Source organism: Vreelandella halophytica (assembly GCF_968193635.1).
The window spans coordinates 3267169-3285016 of record NZ_OZ309107.1; the positions used below are offsets into that span (position 1 = coordinate 3267169).

Annotated in this window: 16 protein-coding genes; 3 read left to right on the plus strand and 13 right to left on the minus strand. The window is 62.1% G+C overall.

All coding sequences use genetic code 11. The features are described 5' to 3' along the window. Positions 1 to 21: 21 nt before the first annotated feature. From lysS to ACWHXT_RS15120, 5 genes are all read right to left on the minus strand, one after another. Positions 22 to 1533 carry a lysine--tRNA ligase gene (gene lysS, locus ACWHXT_RS15100; RefSeq protein WP_447956432.1) on the minus strand — a complete coding sequence of 504 codons (1512 nt, stop codon included), beginning with the start codon at positions 1531 to 1533 and terminating at the stop codon, positions 22 to 24. A gap of 63 nt (positions 1534 to 1596) precedes the next feature. Further along, a protein-coding gene (prfB, locus tag ACWHXT_RS15105; protein WP_447530010.1) for a peptide chain release factor 2 occupies positions 1597 to 2695 on the minus strand; the annotation gives its coding sequence in 2 pieces (ribosomal slippage) (positions 1597 to 2619 and positions 2621 to 2695; 1098 coding nt in all). A gap of 188 nt (positions 2696 to 2883) precedes the next feature. After that, on the minus strand, positions 2884 to 3579 hold the full coding sequence (locus tag ACWHXT_RS15110) for a nicotinamidase (RefSeq protein ID WP_447956433.1): 696 nt from the start codon (positions 3577 to 3579) through the stop codon (positions 2884 to 2886). Between the two features lie 118 nt (positions 3580 to 3697). Beyond that, positions 3698 to 4261, minus strand: coding sequence for a flavin reductase family protein (locus ACWHXT_RS15115; protein ID WP_447956434.1), 564 nt, complete (start codon positions 4259 to 4261; stop codon positions 3698 to 3700). A 151-nt stretch (positions 4262 to 4412) separates the two neighbouring features. Further along, a complete protein-coding gene (locus tag ACWHXT_RS15120; protein WP_447956435.1) occupies positions 4413 to 5765 on the minus strand; it encodes an OmpP1/FadL family transporter in 1353 nt (450 codons plus the stop codon). Between the two features lie 324 nt (positions 5766 to 6089). Here ACWHXT_RS15120 and ACWHXT_RS15125 point away from each other — a divergent pair, with 324 nt between their 5' ends. Together ACWHXT_RS15125 and ACWHXT_RS15130 are read left to right on the plus strand one after the other, a co-directional pair. Continuing rightward, positions 6090 to 6503 (plus strand): MerR family transcriptional regulator, encoded by a 414-nt coding sequence (locus tag ACWHXT_RS15125; RefSeq protein WP_447956436.1) that lies wholly within the window; start codon positions 6090 to 6092, stop codon positions 6501 to 6503. After that, on the plus strand, positions 6500 to 8764 hold the full coding sequence (locus tag ACWHXT_RS15130) for a heavy metal translocating P-type ATPase (RefSeq protein WP_447956437.1): 2265 nt from the start codon (positions 6500 to 6502) through the stop codon (positions 8762 to 8764). The genes ACWHXT_RS15125 and ACWHXT_RS15130 overlap by 4 nt, the downstream gene beginning before the upstream one ends. An 80-nt stretch (positions 8765 to 8844) precedes the next feature. On the opposite strand, the gene ACWHXT_RS15135 is transcribed toward ACWHXT_RS15130, so the two are convergent. Further along, a complete protein-coding gene (locus tag ACWHXT_RS15135; protein ID WP_447956438.1) occupies positions 8845 to 9738 on the minus strand; it encodes a LysR family transcriptional regulator in 894 nt (297 codons plus the stop codon). A gap of 115 nt (positions 9739 to 9853) precedes the next feature. Between ACWHXT_RS15135 and gstA the strand changes: the two genes are divergently transcribed. Continuing rightward, complete coding sequence (gene gstA / locus ACWHXT_RS15140; RefSeq protein WP_447956439.1) at positions 9854 to 10489, plus strand: glutathione transferase GstA; 636 nt, start codon at positions 9854 to 9856, stop codon at positions 10487 to 10489. Here the strand turns inward: gstA and ACWHXT_RS15145 are convergent. The 7 genes from ACWHXT_RS15145 to rplS all read right to left on the minus strand — a co-directional run bounded on the left by ACWHXT_RS15145 (position 10452) and on the right by rplS (position 17848). Continuing rightward, positions 10452 to 11069, minus strand: coding sequence for a YitT family protein (locus tag ACWHXT_RS15145; RefSeq protein WP_447530015.1), 618 nt, complete (start codon positions 11067 to 11069; stop codon positions 10452 to 10454). The two genes, gstA and ACWHXT_RS15145, sit on opposite strands and share 38 nt — an antisense overlap. A 55-nt stretch (positions 11070 to 11124) precedes the next feature. Continuing rightward, a complete protein-coding gene (locus tag ACWHXT_RS15150) occupies positions 11125 to 12933 on the minus strand; it encodes a single-stranded-DNA-specific exonuclease RecJ (protein WP_447956440.1) in 1809 nt (602 codons plus the stop codon). Next, complete coding sequence (gene thrC / locus ACWHXT_RS15155; protein WP_447956441.1) at positions 12933 to 14327, minus strand: threonine synthase; 1395 nt, start codon at positions 14325 to 14327, stop codon at positions 12933 to 12935. The genes ACWHXT_RS15150 and thrC overlap by 1 nt, the downstream gene beginning before the upstream one ends. 4 nt (positions 14328 to 14331) lie before the next feature. Next, positions 14332 to 15648, minus strand: coding sequence for a homoserine dehydrogenase (locus tag ACWHXT_RS15160; protein ID WP_447927117.1), 1317 nt, complete (start codon positions 15646 to 15648; stop codon positions 14332 to 14334). A gap of 84 nt (positions 15649 to 15732) precedes the next feature. Then, a complete protein-coding gene (locus ACWHXT_RS15165; RefSeq protein ID WP_447956442.1) occupies positions 15733 to 16494 on the minus strand; it encodes a DsbC family protein in 762 nt (253 codons plus the stop codon). 5 nt (positions 16495 to 16499) lie between these two features. Next, positions 16500 to 17381, minus strand: a complete 882-nt coding sequence (gene xerD, locus ACWHXT_RS15170) for a site-specific tyrosine recombinase XerD (protein ID WP_447927119.1) — start codon at positions 17379 to 17381, stop codon at positions 16500 to 16502. Between the two features lie 110 nt (positions 17382 to 17491). Then, on the minus strand, positions 17492 to 17848 hold the full coding sequence (gene rplS, locus ACWHXT_RS15175) for a 50S ribosomal protein L19 (RefSeq protein ID WP_447927120.1): 357 nt from the start codon (positions 17846 to 17848) through the stop codon (positions 17492 to 17494).

Sequence of the window (17848 nt, forward strand, 5' to 3'; positions counted from 1 at the left end):
AATGGCTTTTTCACCAATGTTTTATTCCACTTCCGGGCGCATGGCCGGGAACAAGAGCACGTCGCGAATCGAGGCGCTGTCGGTAAACAGCATCACCAAACGGTCGATGCCGATGCCCTCCCCCGCCGTTGGCGGCATGCCGTACTCGAGCGCGCGCACGTAGTCGCCGTCGAAGTACATCGCTTCCAGGTCGCCGGCGTCTTTCTCGGCGGCCTGCTCGCGAAAGCGCTCGGCCTGGTCTTCGGCGTCGTTGAGCTCCGAGAAACCGTTGGCGATTTCGCGCCCGCCGACGAAAAACTCGAAACGGTCGGTGACGAAGGGGTCCGCGTCGCTTCGCCGCGCCAACGGGCTGACTTCCGCCGGGTACATCGTAATGAAAGTGGGCTGGTCGAGTTTCGGCTCGGCGACCTCTTCGAAAATCTCGGTCTGGACTTTGCCCAGCCCCCAGCTCGGCTTCACCTTGATGCCAACACGCTCGGCCACGGCCCGGGCGCTTTCCAGCGAATCGAGCTCGGCTTCAGTGATGTTATCGCCATACTCGAGGATCGAATCCTTGAGGGACAAGCGGCGAAACGGCTGGCCGAAGTCGTACTCTTCGCCCTGGTAGGAAAGGAGCGTGGTGCCCAGTACCTGCTCGGCGATCGAGCGCAGCATCGCCTCGGTCATGTCCATCAGGTCGTTGTAATCGGCGTAGGCCCAGTAGAACTCGACCATGGTGAACTCGGGATTGTGCCGGGTCGAGAGGCCTTCGTTACGAAAGTTGCGGTTGATCTCGAAGACCTTCTCGAAGCCGCCCACCACCAGGCGCTTGAGATAGAGCTCCGGGGCGATGCGCAGGTACATGTCCATATCCAGCGCATTGTGGTGGGTGATGAACGGCCGCGCCGTCGCCCCGCCTGGGATAGGCTGAAGCATGGGGGTCTCGACCTCCATGAACCCCCGGGCCTCGAAGAACCGGCGCATCGAACTGATCACCGCGGCGCGCGTCTCGAACGCCTTGCGCGACGCCGGGTTCATGATCAGATCGACGTAGCGCTGGCGGTAGCGCGCCTCCTGGTCGGTCAGGCCGTGGAACTTGTCCGGCAGCGGGCGCAGGCTCTTGGTCAGAAGCTCGGCTTCGACCATCATCACGTAGAGATCGCCCTTGCCGGACTTGTGCACCGGGCCACTGGCGGCGACGATATCGCCGATATCCCAGCTTTTGATCTCTTCCAAAAGCTCGGCGGGCAAGCCCTTTTTATCCACGTAGAGCTGGATTTGGCCCGCCACGTCCTGAATGACGATAAACGGGCCGCGCTTGCGCATGATGCGCCCGGCGACCGACGCCTGGTGATCCAGCGCCTCGAGTTCGGCCTTTTCCTTGTCGCCGAGCAGATTCTCGAGCTCGACGGTGAGGCTGTCGCGGCGGAAACCGTTGGGGAAAGCGCTTTTACCCTGGGCGGCAGCGGTCTCGCGCCGTGCGGAAAGCTTGGCGCGGCGCTCGGCGATCAGGTGGTTTTCGTTGTCCAGAGAAGACGCGTCTTGGTTAGCCATCCAGCACCCTATGTATGTTCCAGGCGGGTCATGCACCAAACACGGCCTGACCCCGCAAAAAGATTACAAGCCCTGCTTGAGGCTTGCGATGATAAATTGATCCAGGTCGCCGTCCAGCACCTTGTCGCAGTTGCTCGACTGCACGCCGGTGCGCAGATCCTTGATACGCTGGTCATCGAGCACGTAGGAGCGGATCTGGCTGCCCCAGCCGATATCGGCCTTGGAGTCCTCGGCTTCCTGCTTGGCGGCGTTGCGCTTTTGCATCTCGTGTTCCCAGATCCGCGCCTTGAGCTGCTTCATGGCGAAGTCGCGGTTGGCGTGCTGGCTGCGCTGGCTCTGGCAGGCCACGACGATACCCGTCGGCTCGTGGGTGATCCGCACCGCCGAGTCGGTGGTGTTGACGTGCTGACCGCCGGCGCCGCTGGAGCGGTAGGTGTCCACGCGCAAATCCGAGGGGTTGATCTCCACCTCGAAGGTGTCGTCGATCTCCGGTGACAAAAACACCGAGGCGAACGAGGTGTGACGACGCCCGCCGGAATCGAAGGGGCTTTTGCGCACCAGCCGGTGAACCCCGGTTTCGGTGCGTAGCCAGCCAAAAGCGTGGTCGCCCTGGATATGCAGCGAGGCGGACTTGATGCCCGCTACTTCGCCGGCGGAGGCTTCGATGATATCCGCCTTGAAGCCGTGGTGTTCGGCCCAGCGCAGGTACATACGCAGCAAAATGTTCGCCCAGTCCTGGGCTTCGGTGCCGCCGGAGCCGGACTGAATGTCGAGATAGGCGTTGTTCTCGTCCATTTCGCCGGAGAACATCCGGCGAAACTCGAGTTTCTCGAGCGAAGCCTGCATGCTGTCGAGCTCTTTATGAACTTCCTCGACGGTGGCTTCGTCGTCTTCCATCTCGGCCAGTTCCAACAGGTCGCGGCTATCGCCCAGGCCCTGGTCCAGCTCGTCGATGGTCGCCACGATCGTCTCTAAAGTGGCGCGCTCTTTGCCCAGCTTCTGGGCGTAGTCCGGATCGCTCCAGACGTTCGGGTCTTCGAGCTCGCGGGAGACTTCTTCTAGCCGATCTTTCTTCTCGGCATAGTCAAAGATACCCCCTAAGAACGTCTGTCCGCTCAGACAAGTCCTTGATCTGGGTGTGTAGCGGGTTGGTTTCCAACATGAGTGGCCTGACCTTGTTGAGGATTCGAAAAAAGGCAAACGCCACCGGGCGGTCTTAGCACTGGCCGATAAACGCCTGCGCAAGCCCCCGAAGCGGCAAAATCGTTGGAACGCATTGTAACGAAAGCCCACGCTTCCCGCATCCACCGCGCTAAAACCACCGCCCGCCCCTTCAGGGCGACGCCATCGTCACGACTCGACGACGATGACCCCGAGTTCTTCCAGGCGTTCTCGCGTCGCGGCATCGGTCTGGAAGGTAACCGGACGCGTCAGCGACCAGAGAAAGTGGGTGCGAAACCCCGCGGCCACCGCGTCCTCGGCGCTCCACAGAACGCAAACGTCCCGCGCCAGCCCGCAGAGATAGACATCACTCACCCCGCGATCGCGAAGCCAGCCCGCAAGCCCCGTGGCCGGGCGCTTGCCGTCCGGGCCCTGGTTGTTGCGAAACGCGCTGTAGGAGTCGATCTGTGGGTCGGTGCCTTTACGGATGATGGCGTCGCAAGGGGTCCAGTCGATCGCGGGATGTAGCGCCGCGCCTTCGCTTCTCTGAATACAGTGATCCGGCCACAAGGTTTGCTGGTGGCCAAAGCGTTCGATGGCCTCGAAAGGCTGATGGGGCGGGTGCTGCGAGGCGAAGGAGATATGCGCCGGTGGGTGCCAATCCTGGGTGGCGACCACGTGGCCAAAGGCGCGCTTTGCCAGCAACGCCTCGATGCCGGGCAAAATGGCATCCCCCTCGGCGCAGGCAAGCGCCCCGCCGGGCAGAAAATCCGGCTGAACATCCACGATGATCAGCGCACTCTGCGCCGCGCGCTCTTTCACCACCAGGGCCAAAGGGTCGGCTTGCGGTTCGCGGCTTGCCGCTACGACATCATCTTCCACCATGCAACGCTCCTGAGATCCAAGACGTGAAACCCGCTAAAAGTCACTCATTCAGTATCGAGGCCCGCCCCTCGAGGCGCAAGCGGTGGCGAGCAGGCGCCTGCTCGCCACCGGTTTTTGCTCAGACGAGCATCGAGGGTTTGAACAACTCCGTGCGATCGAGGGTAGTGCCCGACACCATGAACGCCCCCATGCCTTGATAGTGCAGCGACGCTTGTTCGTCCGCCCCGGGGGCGGCGTGAGCTTTGACGATCTCGAAAATGAACAGGTCGTATCCGTCGATCATGGCCTCGTCGTGCAAACGGCACTCGAAAGAGGCGTAACACTCGTCGATCAACGGCGCATCGACCTTCGAGGCCGAACCGGGCGTGAGCTCAAATGCTGCAAACTTGTCGACCTCGCTGCCGGAGCAGTTGCCGATCCCCACGACCGTGTCGATCAGTGCCGCCGACGGGATATTGATCACGCACTCGCCGCTTTCGCGCACCATTTCGTGGGTATGATTGCCGGCGGCGATCACGCAGCCCACCAGCGAAGGGGAAAAGGACATAATCATATGCCACCCCAGGGTCATGATGTTGCTCTGCTGCTGCCAGCGAGAGGAAACCAGTACGATCGGGCCAGGCTCGAGAAAATGCCTGGCGTTCGAAACGGGGAAATCTTCTTTCACCAACGCGCGGGACATAAAAAAACCTCCGGTCAGAGGGGGAAGTTGGCCAACTCAAGGGTATGGCCTTTGTCCCATAAAACCAAAAGCGCTGGCAACATGGCCAGCGCTTTGTCCCTCACCCGATCACGGGTCTACCGGATTTCGGTGGATGTCCCTCGCCCAAGGCTTAGAAACGGTAGGTCAGCTGGGCGCCGATACCGTGAGCTTCGTTTTTGTAGTCCGCCGTGTAGGTCGCCCCACCCACCGGTACACCGCCGGTCGCCGGGCTTGCCAATAGATCCTGGCGCTCCTGGTCCACCGAGGTACTGCGCTCGGTCAGGTAGGAGTAGGCGACATCCAGGGTGAGATCCGGCGTCGGCGACCAGCCCGCGCCCAGCGAGAAGATGCGCCGGTCGTCGGAGGGAATCCGCACGCTGCGGTGCGCGTCGTTGGTAGGCGTGAAGTCGAGCGTAAAGCCGGCGCGCAGCGCAAGGGCCGGGGTCAGCTGGTACTCGCCGCCGGTGGCAAACGCCCAGGCGTTGGAGTAGTTCTGGGTCTCCTGGGTGATGGTACCGCCATCGGTGCCGGTCACGCGGATCTCGTCGAACTGGCTCCAGCGCACCCAGGAGGTACCAAACATCAGCTTGAACCGGTCGCTCATTTGCTGGGTGACCGAGAAATTGACCGTCTCCGGCGTGGTCAGATCCAGCGACGCGTTGTCCGCGCGTACGACGTTACCCAGCGGGTCGGTGGCGGAGAAGTTGCCATCGAGGGTGTAATCCACCTTGGAGCGGTAGGTCAGGCCCAGGGTGGTTTCCGGCACCGGCTGGTAGATCACGCCCAGGTTGTAACCCCAGGCTTCGTCGTCGCCGTCCACGCGGGAGTCGACATCGGTGGCGGCGTTAAACCCGGTGCCCGAGGGGATTTGGCGGCGCAGCTCGCCGTCGACCGAGTTGTAGGTCACGCCCGCGCCCACCGACCACTGGTCGTTGAAGCGGTAGGATACCGTCGGCTGTGCCGAGACCACGGTCACTTCGGTGTAGTCGCCGAAGTAGCGCCCCTGAAAGGAGCCTTCATAGTCGGTTTTAGAGCCAAACGGGGCGTAAACGCCGAAGCCGAACGCTAGCTGCTCGTTCACCGGATGCGCGTAGAACGCGAAGGGGACGAGCGTACCCGGCACCATATCGCCTTCGTTAGTGCCCCCGATGCTGCCGACGGGAATCTGATTACCGTTGGGCAAACCGCCGGTCGCAACGCCGGAATCCAACGTGCGGTTGGCCTGGACGTTACGAATTTTGGTTTTAGGATTCAGGTAGGTGGCACCCGCGGTGAACTGCGCGCGGTCCAAAAACGACATGCCCGCCGGGTTACCGTACACGATGGTCGCATCGTGTATGTTGGAGCTACGCCCGGCATGGCCGTAACCCTGGCCGCTGACGCTCTGTTCGTTGATTTGATAGCCGCCAGCGTTGGCCTGGCTTGCAAAGGTCGCCGCCGCCACGGCGGACACCATCGCCAGTTTTTTAACGTTATTATGCATAGTGAGCCTCATTTCCCAATGATCCGGCGAGGTACGCCCCGCCCGCGTTATTATTCGCCCCAGCGCTAGTTTTCGCCCAATGTCGGCGTAGGTTCAAGGGGCAAACGGTCGTTTTATTTCTTTTGGGGTTTATCCATTAGTCTTACGAGCGTTTTAAATCGGTGTTTTAGTTAACTTTACCGAGTTTTCCTGGCGTGCTTGACCTATGGGCCACCCACAGGTTTTACACTGAACATGAACGTCGACAACGGTAACGCGACCATGCAGCCAAGTGCCTCCCAAACAAGTGCCTCCCAAACAAGTCCCTCACAAACCGCGGCCCTCATGAAAGTCAGTGAGCTGGCCAGGCGCGCGGGGGTCAGCGCCGAAACGGTACGCCACTACAGCCGCGAAGGGCTTTTGCACCCGGCGCGCCACCCGGACAACGGCTACCAGCTCTTTTCCAGCGACGACCTGGAACGGCTCGCCTTCATTCAGCGCTCGCGGACACTGGGCTTTAGCCTGGCCGAAATCCGCGACATCCTGGCCCACGCCGACCAGGGTGACTCCCCCTGCCCGCTGGTGCGCGACCTGCTGTCGAGCCGCCTGCCCCAGATACGCGCGCGCATCGAAGAGCTCGAAGCGTTGGCCGCGCGCATGGAGCAGGCGCTTGCAAGCTGGCAGGCCATGCCCGATGCCACGCCCACCGGCCACAGTATCTGCCGACTCATCGAGAGTTTCCCGGATTCCCGCTCATGAAATCATATACCTGCGTTGGCGCATCGTTTGATAAGCGCCCCCAGCGCTTTTTAATTCGCGGCATGAACTGCGCCGGCTGCGTTAAAAGCGTGGACCGCGCGCTCGGCCAGATCCCCGGGGTCGAACACGCCACGGTCAACTTCGCCACCCAAACCGCTGAGGTGAGCGGCGAAGTATCGAGCGAGGCGGTGTGCGAGGCAGTGGCGGCGAGCGGCTACATCGCCGAGCCGATCGTCGATTTCAAACAAGCCGAGCAGCGCCGCCGCGACCAGGAAGAAGCCACCTACCAGGCGCGCCTGCGCGGCGGGGTGTTGTCGCTGGCCCTGGCGCTGCCATTGATGCTGGCCATGCTGGTTTACCACCCCGCCCCGCAAGGTATGGGCCGCATCTTCTGGCTGGTGATCGGTCTATTAACGCTGGCTATTTTGGCCTTTCCCGGGCGGCACTTTTTCACCAACGCCTGGCGCCAGCTGACCCACCGCCAGGCCACCATGGATACGCTGGTTGCCCTGGGCACCGGCGCGGCCTGGCTCTACTCGATGGCCGTGGTGCTTTTCGCCCCCTGGCTGCCCGAGGCCGCCCGGGGTATCTACTTCGAGGCTTCGGCCATGGTGGTCGGGCTCATTTTGCTGGGTAACGCCCTGGAGCTTCGCGCCCGGGGCCGTACCCGCCAGACGCTCGGCCAACTTTTGGATCTGCAGGGCACGACCGCGCGTCTCGAGCGCGATGGCGATACCTTCGAAGTGAATGTCGATGACGTGGTGCCCGGTGACACCCTGCGCGTACGCCCCGGCGAACGCTTGGCCGTAGACGGCGTGGTGCTCGACGGGCAAAGCCATGTGGATGAATCGATGCTCACCGGTGAGCCCGCGCCGGTGTATAAAGCCGCTCAGGCGGTGCTTGCCGCCGGTACGGTCAACGGCGAGGGCAGTCTTTTGTATCGCGCCACCCACACCGGCCGGGACACTCGCCTTGGACGTATTACCGAGCAGGTCGCCCACGCGCAAAACGCGCGCCCACCGATTGGTAAGTTGGCCGACCGAATCTCCGGCGTCTTCGTACCCGCCGTGATGATTCTGGCCGTGCTCACCGCGCTTATATGGTTCAACCTGGGCCCGGCGCCACCAACGCTTTACATGCTGGTAACGGCGACCACGGTGCTGATCATCGCCTGCCCCTGCGCACTGGGTCTCGCCACGCCGCTTTCCACCATGATCGGCGTGGGCAAGGCCGCCGAGCACGGGGTGCTGATTCGCGACGGCGAGGCGCTGCAGCGCTCCTGCCGGCTCACCACCCTGGTAGTCGACAAAACCGGCACGCTGACCGAGGGCAAGCCCCGCGTGCTCGAGGCGGCTATTTTTCATTCCGATCGCGCCTGGCTACTGGGCGCGGTGAACGCCCTGGAGCAGCGCTCGCAGCACCCGCTGGCCAACGCGCTTTGTGCCTACGCCAGGACCCAAACGACGGAGGTCGTAGCGCTCGAGTCGTTTGCAAGCGACACCGGCGCGGGGGTGCGCGGCACCACCGAGCAGGGGGACCGTTTGCTGCTGGGTAGCGCCCGGCTATTGGAGAAGGCCGGTATTGGCCTGGACGCGGCGGCCGAGATGACCGCCGCGCTCGAAAAGAACGCCCGGTCGGCGGTGTATATCGCGGTCAACGGCGCGCTTGCCGGTGTATTCGCCGTCAGCGACCCGGTTCGCCAGGACGCCGCCGCCAGCATCGCCCGTTTGAAAAGCGATGGATTGACGGTGGTGATGCTGACCGGCGACAACCGGCATACGGCGGCGGCGGTAGCCCGGGAGGTAGGTATCGATGAATTCATGGCCGGGCTTTCCCCCGAGGGCAAGCTCGAGGAAATCAAGCGCCGCCAGGCGCGGGGTGACCTCCTGGCAATGGCCGGCGATGGCATCAACGACGCCCCGGCGCTGGCCCAGGCGGATGTCGGCTTTGCCATCGGCGGCGGCACGGATATCGCCATGGAAAGCGCCGGCGTTACCTTGATGCACGGCTCGCTTCACGGTGTCGCCACCGCCATCGAACTCAGCCGCGCTACCCTTGCCAACATCAAGCAGAACCTGGCGGGCGCGTTCGGTTACAACCTGCTGTGCATTCCCATCGCCGCCGGCGCGCTTTACCCACTGACCGGCATGCTGCTCTCACCGATCATCGCCGGGGCCGCGATGGCGCTCTCCTCCGTGACCGTCGTCGGCAACGCCAGTCGGTTACGCCGCTTCACCCCCACCGCCAGGGAGCCGTCATGAGCGTACTGGTGAATCTAACGGGCGTTTTGCTGATCGCCCTGATCGTCTGGTGGTTTTGGATGAGTTGAAGATGCATGGCCTCACTTGACCCTCCCTGTATCAAGGGAATGGACCATATGCTGCCAGAATGCTTCAACTGCCTTACTAACCTCAGGAAAACGTCTAGCAACCAAGCCAAAGTATCGATAAACGTGAGGTGACAAAGGGTAATGGCGAAGACCGCTTGTCTGCTTTGGTAGAACGGACTCGGGCACTATGGCAACCCCCATGCCTTCTCTGACCAGCGCGCAGGCGCTTGCCCAATCTTGTACCTCTACGCGGATATCGGCGAATTGGTGCCCGGCCTCTTCAGCCAGACGCACACCATTGATATGACAGCCGCCCGTTGCATGAATATAGGGCTGCGGCGTTAACGATGCGAAGTCGATTCCGAGCTCGCTTGATCGGCGCGCCATCGGATGTGCGTTAGGGACCAGCACTACCCAGGCATCGCTACCCAGCATGAGTGCATGTCGATCAGCAGACGGATTTAGCGTGACGCCCAGGTCAATCGTGCCACTCTCCAGCCAAGCATCCACTTCACTATCACTTCCCTCCAGGAGAGTGATGTCGATCCCTGGATAACGTTGGCGAAATCTCGCCAAGTGACTGACTAAACGCGTCGTAATGATGGAGGGGAAGCAGCCGATCCGCACGCTTGACCCCTCCAATCCTTGGCGATCATCCGCAAGAGTACGGATGGCATTGAAGCTCTCCAGCATGTCCTGCGCATGCTTGAGGATCTGCTCACCCAATGCAGTCGGCGTCACATCCTGACGATTACGAGTGAACAGTTTGCCACCGAGTGTTTTTTCGAGCTGAGCCAGCGCCTGACTGGCTCCTGACTGCGTCATACCTACACGCTCGGCCGCACTGGAAATCGTGCCTGTTCTACCAATGGCGATCACTAAACGCCAGTGAGATAAGTTCATCATGCCATTAGCTCAACTAATACCTCATTAATGAGATATTAATTTAACAGCCACGAGCACCTTCAGCACACTTGCCAATACGCTAGTTAGATAATTTTACCGCCATTCAGGAATTGACATGAAACTGTACTACGCCCCAGGTGCTTGTTCACTGGCCCCACATATCATGTGCCGTGAACTAGAAACTAACGTTGAACTCGTGCGTGTCGACAATGTCACCAAGTTGACTGAGGATCAGCGCAACTTCTGGTTGATCAACCCCAAGGGGTATGTCGCAGCTCTAGAACTTGACGATGGCACAGTGCTCACTGAAGCGCCGGTCATACTGACGTATCTCGTCGATACGGCCGCTCTTCAACGCTCGACGACCACTCACCTGACACGCTATCGCCTTCAAGAGTGGCTTGCTTTTATCAACAGCGAACTACATGCAGGGCTGGCACCTCTGTTCAACGCCGATTTACCTGAGGCTGCCCAACGGATATTTCGGGATAAAACCGCGCGTCGAATCGACTATCTTGAAAGCGTCCTGGAGCAAAGAGAGTACGTGATGGGAGATACGTTTAGCTCTGCCGATGCCTATCTTTTCACGGTTTTACGCTGGTGCATTCGCTTTCACATCGAGCTGGTTCAATGGCCATCGCTTCTTCGTTACATGAAGCAAATCGCTGAGAGACCAGCGGTGAAGACTGCGCTGGCCATTGAAGCCGCCCAAATCAGCTCACCCCGATATAGCGCCCCGGCTTGTGGTTGAGCGCGATGATGAGGTTCAGCGTAACCGCCCCCAGCACCGAGAATGCCACCCGGTCCAGCGGCAGCTGAGTCAGCGCGACCAGCAGGATCACCCCGTCGATACCCAGTTGCACGTAGCCCGCCCGCCAGCCGTGGCGCTGCTGCAGGTAGAGCGCGAGGATATTGATGCCGCCCAGGCTCGTGCGGTGGCGAAAGAGCATCAGCATCCCGATGCCCATCAGCGCCCCGCCCATGAGCGCGGCATAGAGCGAGGGCACGCGCTCGAAGGCGACCCACTGCTGAGTGAGCTCCGCAAATAGCGATACCAGTCCGATCGCCACGAAGGTGCGCAGGGTGAAGCTCCACCCCATCCGCTTGATCGCAAGATAATAAAACGGCAGATTGATCGCGAAGAACCAGGCACCGAAGCCCCAGCCGCTCATGTAGTTGAGCAAAAGCGCCAGCCCCGCGGTACTGCCGGTCAGCAGCACGGCCTGGGTGTAGAAGGTGACGCCCAGCGCCACGAAAAACGTGCCCAGCAGCATCGCCATGACGTCTTCATAGGGTTTGTGCGGGTCGCTGGGAAGATCCTCCACGCGCATGGGGCATCCATCCTTTTATCATTCGGTTGTAAACGCCCGGCCTGACGGGGCTCGCCTAAACGACGCTGGCGTGCTCGACCATCAGTTGCAGCGACTCCCGGCCGCGCCAGCGGTTGCGGTTGAGCTTGAACGCGCAGTGAAGCGAATCACCTACGTCGAAGCCAGGTAGCTCGCCGGGGGTCAGCGCGCGAAACCAGATCGCTTTCAAGGTGACCGGGCCCTGGGAGAGCTCCATCATCAGGTGTACGCCTTCACCGCCCACCGGGCGCAGCGACTCGATGATGAACGCGCCTTCGAACAGCGGCGGGTCGAACTCGCGCCCGTAAGGGCCCAGGGCCTCGATTTCATCCAGCGTCGTTAAACTCAGCTGCGCAGCGGACAGCGTGCCGTCGGTCAAAAGCCTTGGGTAGCGCGGCTCATCGCCCAACTGCTCGGTCACGGCCTGTAAAAACGCCGCCTTGAACGCCTCGAGCTGTTCAAACGGTAGCCCCACGCCCGCCGCGCCGCTGTGCCCGCCAAAGCGGGGTAGCGCGTCCGGGGCAAGCTCGAAGGTGCGCTGCAGGGCGTCGCGCATATGTAGGCCCTCGATCGAGCGCCCGGAGCCGGTGAGCATGTGGGGCGCGGCAGCTTTGGTGAGCACCACCGCCGGGCGCCCGTAAGCCTGCACCAGCCGCGAGGCGACGATGCCCTGAACCCCGGCGTGGCCCTGCTCCACGAATACGACCACGGCGGGTTCATCCGCCTCGATGGCGGGGGCCGCCAGGCGCTTCGCTTCTTCTGCCATATCGGCTTCGATCGCCTTGCGCGACTGGTTGTCCTGGTCGAGCACTTCGAGCTGGCGGTTCGCTACCACATCGCTTTCGGCCAGCATGTAGTGAAGTGCAGCGTAAGGGTCGTCGAGACGCGAACGGGCGTTGATGCGCGGGCCCATCTGAAAGGCCAGTGTTTCGGCGCTGAACGGCACGCTATCCGCGCCAAGCCTTGCCGCCATCGCTCGCCAACAGGCGGCGTCCATGCGGTTGATCAACGTAAGCCCCTGGCTTACTACCGCGCGGTTGGCGGGGCTAGCGCCGAGCGACACGCAGTCGGCCACGGTGCCGAGCGCCACGTAGGAGAGCCAGGGCGAGAGCTTGGGGGTGGCCGTATTGAGCACGCCCCACTCGATCAGCACGCCCCGGGCCAGCGACATCAAAAGCCACGCCACCATACAGCCGGCGATGGTTTTATCCGGGTAATCGCAGTCGTCTCGCGTCGGGTTGATACAGGCGTAGGCGGATTCCGGCGGGCCTTGCTGGGGCAGCGCATGGTGGTCGCTCACGACCACGTCGATGCCCGCCGCCTTGAGGCGGGCAATGCGCGGCTCATCGCTGCTGCCGCAATCCGCGGTGATGACCAGCGTCGGCAGCGGCTTAAGCGCGAGCGTACGCTCGACCAGCGGCAAACTGATGCCGTAGCCGTCGTTGATACGGTGACCGATCAGGCTGTGAAGCCGGTACTCGGGCACACCGAAAAGCTCGACCAGCGTGCGCCGGATCACTACGTGGGAGGTAATGCCGTCCACATCGTAGTCGGTCAAAATACCGATGGACTCGCCTTCGGCGACCGCTTTGGCGATACGCTCGGCCCCGCGACGCCCATCCATTAGCTTCTCCGGATGGGCCAGGTAGCGAAGACTTGGCGAGACCAGCGGCGTGAGCGGGGCCTCGTAGCCTGGCAGGCGCGAGGCTAAAAGCCTGGCCTGCAGCGCAGTGAGCCCCTCGGCCAGGGCCCGGGCGTACACCGCCTCGTCCACCGGACGCGGCGTGAGACGAGGACGGCTGGCGTTGTGTAACAGCGTAGTGGGCGCGGCGCTCAAATCGGTCATCAATACGTGCGCCGATGCTCGGCGACGAACTGCTGAACCGCGGCCAACTCCGCGGGAAGCACCGTATAACGCTCTTCTCGCTCGAGCAGATCATCCATGTGCGTGGGCAGCGCCACGCCTTGAAAGCCTGCCTTGACCACGGCCTCGGCGAATTTGGCCGGGTGGGCGGTGGCCAGCGTCACCACCGGGGTGGCTTGATCGGCGCGGGCGCGCTCGGCGGCCCGATAGCCGGTCGCGGTGTGCGGGTCGAGCATCTCGCCGGTGCGGTGGTGCGCCTCGCGGATCACTTCCAAAATCGTGGCGTCGTCGACACTGTAGCTTGCGAATTTTTCGCGCAGCCGCGCAAGCGGCGCCTCGGCAAGCGCGGTAGGCTCGGTTTGGAATCGCTCCAGAAGGGCGGCCACCGCGGCACCGTCGCGCTCGTAGGCGTCGAACAACAGCCGCTCGAAGTTAGACGACACGACGATATCCATCGACGGCGCGAGCGTGGCTTCAAGCGACTTCTTGGAGAAGTCGTTGTCGGCAAGCGTGCGGTGGAGAATGTCGTTGGCGTTGGTGGCGATGATGAACTGCTTGACCGGCAGGCCCATCTGGTACGCCGTATACCCGGCGTAAACGTTGCCGAAATTCGCCGAGGGTACGCAGAAGCTGACCTCGCGATGCGGCGCCCCCAGGGCAACACCGGCCGCCACGTAATAGACGACCTGGGCCATGATGCGCGCCCAGTTGATCGAGTTGACCGCGACCAGCCGGGTGCCCTGCAAAAAGTTCTGGTCGGCGAAGCTCGCCTTGACCATGGCCTGGGCGTCGTCAAAATTGCCCTCGATGGCAATGTTGAAGACGTTGTTGGCAAGCACAGAGGTCATCTGGCGGCGCTGCACTTCCGAGACGCGCTGGTGCGGGTGCAGGATGAAGATATCCAGGTTGTCGCAGTGGCGACACCCCTCGATCGCCGCCGAGCCGGTATCGCCGGAGGTCGCCCCCATGATCACCGCACGCTCGCCGCGCTTTTCGAGAAAGTGATCCAGCAGCCGGCCAAGCAGCTGTAGCGCTACATCCTTGAACGCAAGCGTCGGGCCGTGGAACTGCTCGAGCAAAAAGTGGTTGGCATCGAGCTGCTTGAGCGGCACGACCGCATCGTGGCTGAAGGTGGCGTAGGCCTCCTTCACCAGGCGGCGAAAGGTATCGTCATCGATCTCGCCGCCCACGAAGGGCTTCATCACGCGAAAGGCGATCTCGGCATAGGAGAGCCCGGCCATCTCGGCCAGCTCTTCTCGCGAGAAGGTCGGCAGCGTCTCGGGCACATAAAGCCCGCCGTCGCTTGCCATACCAGTCAACACGACCTCTTCGAACGAGAGCGCGGGCGCCTGCCCACGCGTGCTGATGTAGCGCATGTGATTACTCTCCTTCGTCCAGACTCTCCACGCGGATGCGTGTCACGGGACCGGCGATATCCGCCATCGCTTCGATTTCGCGAATCGCGTCGTTCATGTGGCGCTCTTTGGTGCGGTGCGTCAGCAAAATGATCGGTACGAGCTCGCCTTCCGTCGCCTCTTTTTGAACCAGCGCCTCGATGGAGATGCCCTGCTCGGCCAGAATGGTCGCCACCCGGGCCAGCACGCCGGGGCGGTCGACCGCCAAAAGGCGCAGGTAGTACGCGGTGGTGATCTCTTCCATCGGCATGATACGAAGCTGGTTCGCGTCATCGTTGATGCCGCTGAAGGCCAGGTACGGCACGCGGTAGTGGTGGTCGGTAGTGATATCCCGGGCCACGTCCAGAATATCGGCCACGACCGCCGAGGCGGTGGGCTCGGCACCGGCGCCGGCACCGTAGTAAAGCGTGGGGCCGACCGCATCGCCCATCACCGCGATGGCGTTTTTGACGCCGTGCACGTTGGCCAGAAGCCGCTCTTTAGGGATCAACGTCGGGTGCACGCGAAGCTCGAGCCCCTGGTCGGTACGCTTGCAGATGCCCAGATGTTTGATGATGTAGCCCAGGTTATCCGCCTGGTCCACGTCCTCGGCGGTGATGCGCGCGATGCCTTCGGTGAAGGCTTTGTCGAACTGCAGCGGCACCCCGTAGGCGATAGACGCCAGAATGGTCAGCTTATGGGCGGCGTCGATGCCTTCCACGTCGAAGGTGGGGTCGGCCTCGGCGTAACCCAGCGCCTGGGCTTCGGCCAGCACGTCCTCGAACGCCCGGCCTTCGTCGCGCATGTGGGTCAGAATGTAATTGCCGGTGCCGTTGATGATGCCCGCCACCCAGTCGATGCGGTTGGCGCCCAGGCCCTCGCGCAGCGACTTGATGACCGGGATACCGCCGGCCACGGCGGCCTCGAACGCCACGATCACGCCCTTCTCGTGGGCGGCCTTGAAGATTTCGTTGCCGTGTACGGCGATCAACGCCTTGTTGGCGGTGACCACGTGTTTGCCGTTTTCGATGGCGGTGAGCACCAGCTCCCGGGCCACGTCGTAGCCGCCCACCAGTTCGACCAGCACGTCGATATTGGGGTTGGTGGCCACCTCGAAGACGTCCGAGGTGGCGTTGATGCCGGTAATGTCGCAGTCGGGGTGAATACTGCGATGGGCGACCTGCTCGATCACGATGGGCCGGCCGGCGCGGCGGGCGATATCCTCCGCGTTACGCGTCAATACGTTGAACGTGCCGCCGCCGACCGTTCCCAAACCACAAAGGCCTACTCTTACCGGTTTCAAAATACTTCCCCTTTTGCTACGTGCTGCGTCTTAACGTTTGAATTGGCGTGCGCCACGCGTGGCGGCGTTATTCGTCTTTCAGGCTTAGTCGTCCAAGCCTAACATGCCCACCAGCCGGTCCGGGGGTACAAATCCTGGCACCATCTGGCCGTCGGGCAAAATGATCGCCGGCGTTCCCTGCACGCCCAGCGCCCTGCCGAGCTCGTACTGCTCGCCGACCGGGTTGTCGCATACGCTGCCCGCCAGGGTTTCGCGCTGCTGGGCCCGGGTCATGGCTTCACTGCGGTTATCCGAGCACCAGGCTTTTTCAAGCGTGGTGGCCGCATCGCTTTCCATGCCGGCCCGCGGGAACGCCAGGTAGTGTACGGCAATGCCGCGCTCGTTGAGCTCCGGCACGGTCTCGTGCAGGCGCTCGCAGTAGGGGCAGGTCGGGTCGGTAAAGATCACCACCGTTGCCCGCGGCTCGTCCACGCCGCGATACACGAAGCGCTCGGACTCCGGCACCTCATCGAGGGCCGCCACGCGCTGCTGGTTCTGCGCCTGCTCGGTCAGGTTGACCAGCCCCTGCTCGGCGTTTTGGTACAAATCGCCGACCAAAAAGTAGCTGCCGTCTTCATTGGCATAAAAAGACTCGCCGTTTTCCAGACGCACCTGGTAGATGCCGTCCATCGGCGTCTCGTTGACCTGCTCGACCGGCATCGGCTGGCCATTGACCTCGAGGCGCTCGGAAAGGGTCTGGGCGTTGGCGTAAGCGAGCCCGGGTAGCAGGCTCGCGCCCAGTAAAAACAGTGAAGCAAGGCGCGTGTAAGGCGGCGCGCCGGCCGTGAACGTGGTGCGTTGACCCATGGTCTTCAACCTCGTGGATGATGATCTGCGTGCAGTTGCTCCAGGCGCGCCTGGGCAACATGCGTGTAAATTTGCGTCGTGGACAGGTCACTGTGCCCAAGTAGCAGCTGTACGACCCGCAAATTGGCCCCATGATTCAATAAATGCGTCGCAAAGGCGTGGCGCAACGTATGGGGCGACAGCGGGCGCGTGATGCTGGCCGTTATCGCGTGAATTTTAATCCGATGCCAGAAGGTTTGTCGCGTCATGGCTTTGTCGGCACGGCCGGGAAACAGCGCCGGCCGGGTGATGTCCTTCATCAGCGCCGGCCGAGCGTTTTTGATATAGGTTTCGAGCCACTGGATCGCTTCGTCGCCCATAGGCACCAGCCGGTCTTTATCGCCCTTGCCGCGCACGCGCACCACGCCCTGACGCAGATTCACCGCGTCGCTCGAGAGCCCAACCAATTCTGATACGCGCAGCCCGCAGGCATAAAGCAGCTCCAGCATGGTGCGGTCGCGAAGCCCCAGCGGGGTCGCGGTATCCGGCGCCAACAGTAGCCGCTCTACTTCGTCCTCTTCCAGCGTATTGGGCAGGCTCGGGCGCACCCGGGGCAGCGTCACATCCGCCAGCGGGTCCCGGGCGATATGGCCATGCAGCTGCGCCCAGCGGTAAAAGCTACGCAGCGATGAAAGCAACCTGGCGTTGCTGCGCAGCTGATAGCCCGCTTTTTGGCGCTCATCGAGTAGCCCGGTAAAACGGCCGGACTCTGGCGCCAGCAGGGGTTCGTCAAAGCGAGCCAGGTACGCTTGCCAGGCACTCAAATCGCGCCGGTAGGCCGCTAACGTATGATCGCTTGCGCCTTGCTCGAGCCATAGGGCGTCCAGAAAGATGTCGATATCGCTCATGGGTCAACGTATCCAGGCTTTGAAGCGCGCCAATAAAAAAACCCCGCCCCGCAAAGCGGTGACGGGGTTTTGTATCCAGGCGCCGGCAAGGCGCCCGGGAAAAGCGGCGATTAAGCCAGCTTTTCCTTGATACGAGCCGACTTACCGCTACGCTCACGCAGGTAGTAAAGCTTGGCTTGACGAACGTCACCACGACGCTTGACTTCGATAGAGTCAACCAGCGGGCTGTAGGTCTGGAAGGTACGCTCAACGCCCACACCGTGAGAGATTTTACGCACGGTGAACGCGGAGTTCAGGCCACGGTTACGCTTACCGATGACCACACCTTCGAAGGCCTGCAGACGCTCGCGGGTACCTTCTTTTACTTTCACCTGAACGACGACGGTGTCGCCGGGGGCGAAGCCAGGGATCTCTTTGCTCATTTGCTCGTTTTCGAGCGCCTGGATCACCTTGTTTTTACTGCTCAT